This is a genomic window from Ruminococcus sp. BSD2780120874_150323_B10 (genome assembly GCF_015553695.1).
Classification (GTDB): domain Bacteria; phylum Bacillota; class Clostridia; order Oscillospirales; family Acutalibacteraceae; genus Ruminococcoides; species Ruminococcoides intestinale_A.
The window spans coordinates 1-10,301 of sequence record NZ_JADNHD010000031.1 but is presented as its reverse complement, the minus strand read 5'-3'; the positions used below and the strand labels follow the sequence as shown (position 1 = coordinate 10,301).

Below are 10,301 nucleotides of genomic sequence, written 5' to 3'. Positions count from 1 at the left end.
TTGGCATAAAAATGCCCCCTTTCGTTAGTTTTAATTACGGTATATTTATATTATACCTCATTGTCTAACAAAAGGGGGAGCATTTCAAATTTTCTGCCGCTTGTTAAATATCTTTATTTCATTTTTCGGATTACCCCAACTATTGACAAAGAACCAAAAAAAATAACACACCCTGAAAAACCAAGGTGTGTTATTGGCGCGCTGGAAGAGACTCGAACTCCCGACCTTCTGATTCGTAGTCAGACACTCTATCCAGCTGAGCTACCAGCGCATATGCGGTTAATTATTAACCGCAAGTAATATATTACCACATTCTTTTATAAAAAGCAAGTGCTTTTTGAAATTTTTTAAATTTTATCATCAAAAAATGCAAAAAATGCTCTGTAAGCCATATATACATCAATTTTTGATACGATTTCAAACGGTGCGTGCATACAAAGTACAGGCACACCGAGGTCAACTACATCAACATTCATATTGGCAACATATTTTGCGATTGTTCCGCCGCCGCCCATATCAACTTTACCGAGTTCGCCGACTTGCCACATTACATTGTTTTTCTCAAGCAAAGCTCTTACCTTGCCCATATACTCGGCAGACGCATCGGAAGTATCGTACTTTCCGCCGTGACCTGTGTATTTTGAAATTACAACGCCTTCGTTAATATAGCAAGAGTTCTTTGCTTCGTAAGCGGATGCATATGTTGGGTCATAAGCTGCGCTTACATCTGCCGAAAGACAGGTGCTCTTAGACAGCGCTTTGTAGCCGTCAATACCGTCCTGCTTTGCAAGGTCATATATAAAGTAACGCAAAAAGTCGCTCTGCATACCTGTATTGCCGTCGCTGCCTGTTTCTTCTTTATCTGTAAGATAAGTAACACAGGTCTGCTCCGGAGTTTCAACATCAAGCGAAGCCATTAATGCAGGGTAAGCGCAAACCTTATCATCGTGACCGTAACCGCCGATCATACTTGCGTCAAAGCCGATATCTCTTGCTTTGAATGACGGAATAAGACAAAGTTCTGCCGAAAGGAAATCCCCCTCAACTATGCCGTATTTCTTATTGAGAATTGACATTACATTGAGTTTTACAAGGTCTTTTTCGTCATTGCCGTCTTCGTACGGACGAGAGCCGACAAGAACATTGAGATCCTCACCTGTAAATACCTTTGCAAGCGGCTTTGAAACCTGGTCTTTAGCAAGGTGTGGGAGCAAATCAGTAACGCAGAAACAAGATTCGTTTTCATCGTCACCCCAAGTAATGTTTACCTTTGTGCCGTCAAGTTTTACAACTGTGCCGTGGAGTGAGAGGGGAAGTGCTGTCCACTGATATTTTTTAAGACCGCCGTAGTAATGTGTTTTGAAAAGTGCGAGGTTTGTGTCCTCATAAAGTGGATTCGGCTTTAAATCAATTCTCGGTGAGTCAATGTGAGCGATTGCAAGTCTTGCACCGTTCTTTACACCGTTTTTGCCGATAACAGCAAGTGCGATTGCTTTGTCACGGTTTACATAATAAACCTTATCACCTGCGTTATATGACGCATTTTCATCGTATTCTGTAAAGCCTGCTTTTTTCGCAAGTTCAAGTGTGTAGCTTACAGCCTCACGCTCAACGGGAGAATGGTCTAAAAACTTTTTATAGCCTACGCAGAAATCGTCAGCCTTTTCAACTTCTTCGGCACTGAGGGCAGCCACGCCCTTTTTGCCTTTCATAAAAATTTCTTCTTTAAGAAGAGTTGCCTTACTTTTTTCGTCTGCCATAATTATCTTCCTTTCATTTAGATGTACCATATTATTTTATGAATAATATAACTCAATATACTTTGCTTTTGCGTCCGTTACCCGTTCAACATATTCTTTTGTTTCGGGATACGGTATATCTGTAAGCGTTACACCGTCGGTACTGTAATTCGGATCATCAAGCCAGTCCGAAACCACAAATCCTGCGTTGTACGCCGCAATAGCCGATGTTTCTGTCCCATAAAAATCAAGAAAATATTTTAAAAGATAAGAGCCGTAATCTATACAGATTTCGGGGTTATATAAATCTTCTTCCGTATATTTGCCCTCGCAATCTCTTACCTGTTGCAGCCATTCAAACGAACTCGGCATAACCTGCATAATTCCGCAAGCACCCGCATCCGACTGTGCGTCTGCATTAAAGCCGCTTTCCGTACGGATAACGGCATATATGAGTGATTCGTCGAGTTCGTAATCTTTTGCGGCTTTTTGAACATATTGGCTGTAATCTCTCGGATAGCTGAGTTCGAGCAGTTGCTTTTTTGTGTTGTCATAGTAATTAAATACAAACAGTGCAAGCAAGACCGCCGTTAAAACTATGCAACCGCCAACAATAAAATTTTTTCCCTTCTTTTTGGGTTTCTTTTTGTATCGGGGATTTGCCGCCATTAAATCACCTGCCGTATGTATCCGAATAGCCCCTCGGCTTTGTCGATAAGTTCTTGCTTTGTGCCGTTGTTTTCAAGAATAAAGTCCGAATTATCTTTAAAATAGTTTTCGGAAAGTTGAGCGTTTATACGACTTTCCGCCATTTCTTCCGAAATTCCGTCACGCTGCATTATGCGCTGTTTGCGTATGTTTTCATCAGCCGTAACGCTTATGATATAATCGCAAATTACATTTGCTTTACTCTCAAAAAGCTGCGGTGCGTCAAATACAATGAATTTTTTATCGCTGTTGACAAGTTTTTCCGTCTTTTCAAGGAAAAGGGAAAGTACAAACGGGTGGATAAGTTTGCCGAGAACGGCGGTTTTTTCTTTTGTTGCAAATGCCCTTTGAGCAAGTTTCTTTCGGTCAAGATTTTTGTTCGGCAAAATAATGTCACTGCCAAATTCAGCCGAAAGTATCTTAAGACATACCGAGTCGGGCATATAAAGTTCCGCAACAAGCTCATCGGCATTTATTACCGCTGTGCCGTTTTTTGCAAAAACTTTTGATACAGTGCTTTTGCCTGCGCCCGTCTGACCTGTAAGTCCTAATATTTTATATTTTTTCAAGGTCAATCACCTCATAGCCGGCGGCTCTGATAAGCCTGTTGTAAAGTGCCATACCTACGCCATCGCAGGACGGAAGTCTTGAGTAAGCGGTGTCAATTCCGCCGACCTCGTCAACCTCTCTCAGCATATCAAAAAGTCTGTGCGCCTGCTGTGCATAGTCTTGTCTTTTGCCGAGCGAAAATGTTTTTACCTTAAGCTGCGCAATATCTTCATCACAACACAGTGCGGCGGTTTTGCCGTCATCCTTGCTGTTCACATAATTAATATATTCTTCGTCTGTGCCTTTAAGAAGTATAACTCTCGCTTTCGGCGAATAATGCTTGTACTTCATGCCCGGGCTTGCCGCTTTTTGATTAGGGTCAAGTTTGTCGAGTACCGCCTTGTTAAGTTCGACTTCTCCAATTGTATCTCTCAATTGTTCAAGGGTGATTCCGCCCGGTCTTAACAGGCAAGGAACTTCGCCCGCAAGAGTGATAACCGTGCTTTCAACGCCGACTTCACTTGCACCGCCGTCAATAATTGCCTCAATCTTACCGTTCATATCATTCATAACATGGGTTGCGGTTGTAGGACTCGGAGAACCCGAAATGTTTGCGGACGGCGCAGCGAGCGGAGTTTTAGCCGCTCTTATGAGCGCTCTTGCAACAGGGTGTGACGGACAGCGAATTGCAACGGTTTCAAGACCTGCCGACACTTCGTCAGGAATAATCTCCGATTTTTTCATTATAATTGTAAGAGGGCCCGGCATAAATTTTTCGGCAAGAATTTTTGCCTTTTGGGGAATTTCGGCGACAAGACCGAATTTTTCAATATCCCCAAACTCCGCAATATGAACAATCAGCGGATTATCCATCGGTCTGCCTTTTGCCTTAAAAATTTTGGCAACGGCTTTACCGTTCAAAGCGTCTGCCGCAAGTCCGTAAACGGTTTCGGTCGGCATACCTACAAGTCCGCCGTTTCTTAGGATTTCTCCTGCTTTATTTATATTTTCCTGTGTACTGTCGAGCAATAATGTTTGCATATTGTCACCTTGCTTATGAATTTTCCATACTTTCTTTGAGTTTTTCTGCTCTGTCTGCGGTAACAAGAGCGTCTATAACTTCATCAAGATTTCCGTTTAATATATCCTCAAGTTTGTAAAGCGTAATTCCGATTCTGTGGTCGGTCAGTCTGCCCTGCGGATAGTTGTAGGTTCTAATTCTTTCACTTCTGTCGCCCGTGCCGACCTGTGACTTACGGTTAGCGGCAATTTCACTCGCCTGCTTATCCTGCTTTTCTTTTAAAAGTCGGCTCTTGAGCACCTTGAGCGCTTTATCTTTGTTTTTGTACTGACTTCTTTCGTCCTGACACTCAACAACCGTACCTGTCGGCAAATGAGTAATACGGATAGCCGAACTTGTTTTGTTGATATGCTGACCGCCTGCGCCGCTTGAACGGAAAGTATCTATTTTTAAATCTTTAGGGTCAATTTCAAGCTCCACATCTTCCGCCTCGGGAAGAACGGCAACGGTTGTGGTAGAAGTATGCACTCTGCCCTGGCTTTCGGTTTCGGGCACACGCTGAACACGGTGTACACCGCTTTCGTATTTAAAGCGTGAGTAAGCACCCTCGCCCTCAATCATAAAAGAAATTTCTTTATAGCCGCCGAGCTCGGTTTCGTTTGCGTTTACTATTTCTACTTTATAACCCTTTTTCTCGGCATACATACTGTACATTCTGAAAAGCACCGCACTGAACAGTGCCGACTCTTCGCCGCCTGCTCCGCCACGAATTTCCACAATAACGTTTCGTTCATCATTTGGGTCTTTCGGCAAAAGCAAAATCTTAAGCTTTTCCGAAAGCTCCTCTATGTTCTGTTTTGCCTCGTCAAGTTCAAGCTGTGCAAGTTCCTTTAAGTCGCTGTCGCCACTCTCTTCAAGAATTTCAATGCTTTCGTCTTGAGATTTTACCGCCTGTTTGTACTCTCGGTAAGTAAGCACTATTTCTTCAATAGACTTAAGCTCTTTCATTGTTTTCTGATATTGCTCCGGATCTGCCGCAACAGACGGTTCGTAAAGTCTTTGCGAAAGTTCGGAGTATCTTTTATCAAAAATTTCTATTTTTTCAAACATATTATTTTTCCTTATCGGTTAAAATTTTTTTAATATTCTTTTCAATTTTATTTCTCGGCACCATAACTTCTCTGCCACAGTTTGTACAACGGATCTTAAAATCCATTCCAATCCTTAATATTTCAAATTCCTTGCAACCGCACGGGTGCGGTTTTTTCATTTCAACTCTGTCACCGACATTAACCTTCATATTAACACTTCCGATTGCACAAAAGCTAAAAATATAAGTAAAACAGACGCTTTTTTCGGTTTCTCGACCATTTGTCAGCATTTTGTTTTATGCTACTATTGGTTTTTATTATATATCAATACTGCCAAAATATCAAGAGCCTGCTTTAATGACTTTTACAAAGATTACAAATAATTACAACATTATTAAAAAAATATTGCCTTTTGCGGAGCTTTGTGGTAAAATGTTCTTTGATAAACAGAAATGTAAACATAATTGACAGAAAGGAAGATTTAAATTGTTTTTTAAAAAACTCAAAAGAATTCCGGCAATGTTTTTAGTTTGTGCATTACTTTTTACCACAGTATTTTCGTATTCAATGATTGCTAATGCGTCATCGTCTTTCACACCAAGACTTGATGCACCGTCATACAGCAATGATTATTATTACAGCAATAAAAATATTTATTACCAATACGGCTATGGTATGCCAAACTGCACAGCTTATGCTTACGGCAGAGCATACGAAATTCTTGGCAGAGATCCCGGACTTTGTCACTATGACGCTTACGAGTGGTATGACTACAACGACGGCTACAGCAGAGGTCAGACTCCGAAAGTCGGTGCTGTTGCTTGTTGGAAATATTACAGAAACGGCGAAACAGGCGGTCATGTTGCCGTTGTTGAAAAGGTAGAGAACGGTACTGTTACATTTTCAAACTCTGCGTGGGGTTGGGAAAACTTCTATCTTACATATGCAGATGTTAATGACCCTGCAATGGGTGAATCAGGTTGGAATTTCCAAGGCTTTATTTACCTTGGCGACTTTGGTAAGAACAACAATAACGAAGATGATAACGGTAACGATACCATTACATACAAAACAGGTGTTTACGAGGTTGAAGTAAGCGATTATCTTAATATGAGAGAGAGCGCAACAACTTCATCAAAAACTGTTTATCAGATTAAAAACGGTACAGAGCTTTATGTTACAGATGTAAAACAGTCCGGCGGTTACACATGGGGTTATACAACTTATAAAAATGTAAAGGGTTGGGTAGCTCTTGATTATTGTAAATATCTTAGGGACAAGCCGCTTGATAACGGAAACAACTACGAGCACGGTGATGTTAATATGAACGGTGCTGTAGATATTCTTGATATTACAGAACTTCAGATGTATGTATCTAAAAACGCTGATTTCACCGATACACAGTTAAAGCTTGCAGATGTTGACGGAAACGGCAAAATTGATATAAGCGATGTAACAGAATTACAGCGTATCATTTCATTAAATAAAGCATAAACAAAATTACGGTCATTCGCATAAAGTTTGCGAATGACCGTTTTTTGTCAGTGTATTTTAGGCTTTATCGAAAGTTGGGGTAAATTGAGAATTAGCTAAGCACTTTTTAACAATTATAAAAGTAAGGTCAACATTTTTAAAGGTTTGACCTAAATCTATTTATATACAAAATGATTGCCTATTTTCAACCTTTCAAAAATGCAACGATTCTTTCAAACTGCATTGAGTGTGAGGCTTTTACCAAAACTGTATCACCTTTTTTGAGCAGGCTTTTTAGGTCGGGTAGTAGAGAGTCTATGTCTGCATACCACTTTCCGCCGCTGCCCTCGGCAAGTGTTTTGGCAAGCTGGCCGACTGCAATTACAAGGTCAACGCCTTTTTCTTTTGCATGTTCGCCTGTTTTGCGGTGCATTTCAAGTTCGTTTGTGCCGAGTTCTTTCATATCGCCGAGAATTGCAACGGTTCTGCCGCTGAAATTTACAAGTGTGTCAATACTTGCCATAACGGAGGTCGGGTTTGCGTTGTAGCAGTCGTCAATGATTTTGTAATCTTCAGTATTGATAACATTTGCACGACTGCCGACGGTTTTATAAGCCTCAACACCTTTTACAAGTTGTTCGTCATTAAGCCCGCAAAGTTTGCCTACTGCCACGGCTGCAAGTGCGTTTGAAACCATATAACTGCCGATTGCAGGAATTTTTACGGAAAGTTTTGTGTCGCCGAAACAAAGGTCGGCAAGCACTCCGCCGTCCGCATTGTTTTGAATATTTTCTGCGTAATAGTCATTTTTGCGGTCAAGACCGAAGAAGATTGGCTTTTTGCCGTTTACTTCCGTTACTGTAGAAAGTTTATCGTCGTCGCCGTTGAGTACAAATTCCGCATTTTCGCTTGCAAATTTAAACATTTCGGTTTTTGCCTTTAAAACGCCGTTGCGGTCGCCGAGGTTTTCAAGGTGACAACAGCCGATAATTGTAAGTACGCATACAGTCGGCTGTACCATCTGTGCAAGTCGGCTCATTTCGCCAAAGTCGGAAATACCCATTTCTATTACAGCAGCCTCGGTATCTTCGGGCATTGCAAGGAGAGTGAGCGGTACGCCGAGTTCGTTATTTAGGTTGCCTTGTGTTTTGTGAGTTTTGTATTTTTGAGAAAGTACGGCATAGAGCATCTCTTTTGTGGAGGTTTTGCCTACACTGCCAGATACGCCTACAACAGGAATATCAAATTTTTTGCGGTAGGCCATACCGATTTTTTTAACCGCCTCAAGTGTTGAGTCAACAAGAATATACGGCTTTGTCGGGTTCTGCGGCGCTTTTTCGCAAACAGCGCCGACAGCGCCGTCAGCATAGCATTTTTCAATAAAATCGTGTCCGTCAACACGCTCTCCTTTAATGGCAAGGAAAAGAGAATTTTCCTTAATGCATCTGCTGTCACGCTCAACCGATGAAATTGCGGTTGATTTTAAGTTTTCGTCGCCGACATATTTACCGCCGCAGGCAGCGGCTATTTCTTCGAGAGTAAATTTTTTCATATTAATCACACCCTGTAAAATTTTATTTGTTTTATATACTCTAAATATACCAAAAATACCTTGCTTTTGCAATAGCGGTAATATTCGGCGGTTATATAATTATTCAATCGGTTATGCAAGTTTTGCATAACCGATTGATTTATTAATGAAATAAGAATAGCTTTATTTATTGACTAATCAGTCTATTTTTGCTATTATTTTATTTGTAATAAATTTAGTTTTATTCTGAAAGGCGAGATAGTATGCAGTTGTACAAACAGTTTTGCAATGAAGAATTTAATAGTGACAATACGCTGAAAAGTTTTAAATTAAAATTTGAGGATAATTATAATTTCGGATACGATGTGCTTGATAAAATGGCAGAGAAAGCACCGAATGACATTGCACTTGTGTGGACAAATCCCGAGGGCGAAGAACGAATTTTTACTTTTGCCGACTTAAGCAGACTAAGCAATAAAGCCGCAAATGTTTTCTTGAAATACGGTATAAAAAAGGGCGACAGAGTTTTGCTGATGCTCAAGCGCAACTATGAATATTGGTACATTGTTACGGCTCTGCACAAACTCGGAGTTGTTGCAATTCCCGCTACAAATATGCTTACTGCCGAGGACATAAGCTACAGAGTAAATGTTGCAAATATTAAAATGGCTGTATGTACTCCCGACAGCGAAACGATTGAACATCTGCTAACAGCGGCAAACCGAGAAAATTCATTAAAAACCGTATTTGTCGCGAGAGAAGATTTTGACGGTACGGTAAATATTACAAAAGAAATTGAAGCTGCAAGCGACGAGCTTGAACGAGTAGAAACCAAAGCTGACGAGCCAATGCTTATCTACTTTACATCGGGCACAACAGGCTATCCGAAGGCGGTTGTGCATAATCATATTTATTCTTTGTGCCATATAATTTCCGCAAAATATTGGCAGAATGTAAAAGAGGGCGGACTGCATTTTTCAATTGCTGAAACAGGCTGGGCAAAGGCATCATACGGAAAAATCTACGGTCAGTGGCTTTGCGGTTGTGCGGTTATGGCTTTTGATTTCGATAAATTTTCTCCGTCAAAAATTTTGAAAGTAATTGAAAAATTTAAGGTTACATCATTCTGCGCACCTCCGACCGCTTACAGATATTTTGTGAAAAAAGGTATGCAGAAGTATGATTTGAGTTCACTCGAATACTTGACAACTGCAGGTGAGGCACTCAATCCGATTGTTGCCGAGGCTGTATATCAACAAACAGGACTTCATCCGATGGAGGGTTACGGTCAGAGTGAAACCACATTGCTTATTGCAAATCTCAACGGTACTCACGGCAAAACGGGTTCAATCGGAAAACCAAGCCCTATGTATAATATAAAACTTGTTGACAGCAACGGCGATGAAGTAAAGCAGGGCGAAACAGGCGAAATAGTAGTTGTTCCGCCAAAAGACAGAAAGCAGTACGGTATATTTACAGGCTACATAGGTGACGAGCAGATGTACCAATATGCGTGGAGAAACGGAATGTACCACACAAACGATACCGCATATATGGACGAGGACGGCTATTTTTGGTATGTCGGCAGAGCCGATGACCTTATAAAAACAAGAGGATACAGAGTAGGCCCGTTTGAAATTGAAAATGTGCTTATGAAACACCCCGCCGTGCTTGAGTGTGCGGTAATCGGTGTTCCCGATGATAGCCGTGGACAGGCAATCAAGGCAATTATTAAAACCGTTGACGGCTGCGAAGCGGACAAAAATCTTGTAAATGAAATTAAAGGATTTTCAAACAAGCGTCTTGCATCATATAAGTGGATTCAGTACATTGAATTTACCGATGAAATGCCAAAGACTGTAAGCGGAAAAATTAAGCGTGTTGCCCTTAAGGCAAGAGCCTGAAAGTTTTGAAATTAACATAATATACGCGTTTCTCTGCGCAAAAAAATCACCGTAAAGTTTTTGCTTTGCGGTGATTTTTGAGTTTTTATTAAAAACTGTAATAAATTATGTTTTGACAGATCACTTTGTCAAATAATTATAAAATTCGGTTTAAGCTATTGATTTAAATATCTGCAATATGATATATTTATTCTATAACTTATGAAGTATATGAGGCGATTATATGTCAAATGCAATTCCTACAGAACTTTCGGTAAACGGTAAAAATTACTCCGTAATAAAATT

General features: G+C 40.6%; 9 protein-coding genes and 1 tRNA gene. 2 read left to right on the top strand and 8 right to left on the bottom strand.

Features of this window, described 5'->3' with window-relative positions; all coding sequences use genetic code 11:
- Positions 1-194: 194 nt before the first annotated feature.
- The 7 genes from I2E21_RS11930 to I2E21_RS11900 form a co-directional block, all read right to left on the bottom strand.
- Positions 195-271, bottom strand: a tRNA-Arg gene (locus I2E21_RS11930).
- Positions 272-347: 76 nt separating this feature from the next.
- Positions 348-1,760 carry an aminopeptidase gene (locus tag I2E21_RS11925; RefSeq protein WP_195411469.1) on the bottom strand — a complete coding sequence of 471 codons (1,413 nt, stop codon included), beginning with the start codon at positions 1,758-1,760 and terminating at the stop codon, positions 348-350.
- Positions 1,761-1,796: 36 nt separating this feature from the next.
- Complete coding sequence (locus tag I2E21_RS11920; protein WP_195411468.1) at positions 1,797-2,408, bottom strand: lytic transglycosylase domain-containing protein; 612 nt, start codon at positions 2,406-2,408, stop codon at positions 1,797-1,799.
- Positions 2,408-3,016: a dephospho-CoA kinase gene (gene coaE / locus I2E21_RS11915; RefSeq protein WP_022234459.1), complete on the bottom strand. Its 609-nt coding sequence runs from the start codon at positions 3,014-3,016 to the stop codon at positions 2,408-2,410. Before coaE ends, I2E21_RS11920 begins: the two co-directional genes overlap by 1 nt.
- Complete coding sequence (locus I2E21_RS11910) at positions 3,003-4,037, bottom strand: L-threonylcarbamoyladenylate synthase (protein WP_195411467.1); 1,035 nt, start codon at positions 4,035-4,037, stop codon at positions 3,003-3,005. The genes coaE and I2E21_RS11910 overlap by 14 nt, the downstream gene beginning before the upstream one ends.
- Positions 4,038-4,050: 13 nt before the next feature.
- Positions 4,051-5,127 carry a peptide chain release factor 1 gene (prfA, locus tag I2E21_RS11905; protein ID WP_195411466.1) on the bottom strand — a complete coding sequence of 359 codons (1,077 nt, stop codon included), beginning with the start codon at positions 5,125-5,127 and terminating at the stop codon, positions 4,051-4,053.
- Between the two features lies 1 nt (position 5,128).
- On the bottom strand, positions 5,129-5,317 hold the full coding sequence (locus I2E21_RS11900) for a DUF951 domain-containing protein (protein ID WP_022234456.1): 189 nt from the start codon (positions 5,315-5,317) through the stop codon (positions 5,129-5,131).
- Positions 5,318-5,594: 277 nt separating this feature from the next.
- Between I2E21_RS11900 and I2E21_RS11895 the strand changes: the two genes are divergently transcribed.
- A complete protein-coding gene (locus I2E21_RS11895) occupies positions 5,595-6,602 on the top strand; it encodes a CHAP domain-containing protein (protein WP_195411465.1) in 1,008 nt (335 codons plus the stop codon).
- Between the two features lie 184 nt (positions 6,603-6,786).
- Here I2E21_RS11895 and murF read toward each other — a convergent pair whose 3' ends face one another.
- The gene (murF, locus tag I2E21_RS11890; protein WP_195411464.1) at positions 6,787-8,133 is read right to left on the bottom strand and encodes a UDP-N-acetylmuramoyl-tripeptide--D-alanyl-D-alanine ligase; all 1,347 of its coding nucleotides are present in this window, start codon (positions 8,131-8,133) and stop codon (positions 6,787-6,789) included.
- 242 nt (positions 8,134-8,375) lie between these two features.
- On the opposite strand from murF, the gene I2E21_RS11885 reads away from it, so the two are divergent.
- Positions 8,376-10,016: an AMP-binding protein gene (locus I2E21_RS11885; RefSeq protein ID WP_195411463.1), complete on the top strand. Its 1,641-nt coding sequence runs from the start codon at positions 8,376-8,378 to the stop codon at positions 10,014-10,016.
- Positions 10,017-10,301 lie beyond the last annotated feature (285 nt).

Coding starts and splice junctions, on each gene's coding strand:
- I2E21_RS11885 (WP_195411463.1), top strand. CDS start 8,376: ATGCAGTTGTACAAACAGTTTTGCAATGAAGAATTTAATAGTGACAAT.
- prfA (WP_195411466.1), bottom strand. CDS start 5,127: ATGTTTGAAAAAATAGAAATTTTTGATAAAAGATACTCCGAACTTTCG.
- I2E21_RS11910 (WP_195411467.1), bottom strand. CDS start 4,037: ATGCAAACATTATTGCTCGACAGTACACAGGAAAATATAAATAAAGCA.
- I2E21_RS11925 (WP_195411469.1), bottom strand. CDS start 1,760: ATGGCAGACGAAAAAAGTAAGGCAACTCTTCTTAAAGAAGAAATTTTT.
- I2E21_RS11920 (WP_195411468.1), bottom strand. CDS start 2,408: ATGGCGGCAAATCCCCGATACAAAAAGAAACCCAAAAAGAAGGGAAAA.
- murF (WP_195411464.1), bottom strand. CDS start 8,133: ATGAAAAAATTTACTCTCGAAGAAATAGCCGCTGCCTGCGGCGGTAAA.
- I2E21_RS11900 (WP_022234456.1), bottom strand. CDS start 5,317: ATGAAGGTTAATGTCGGTGACAGAGTTGAAATGAAAAAACCGCACCCG.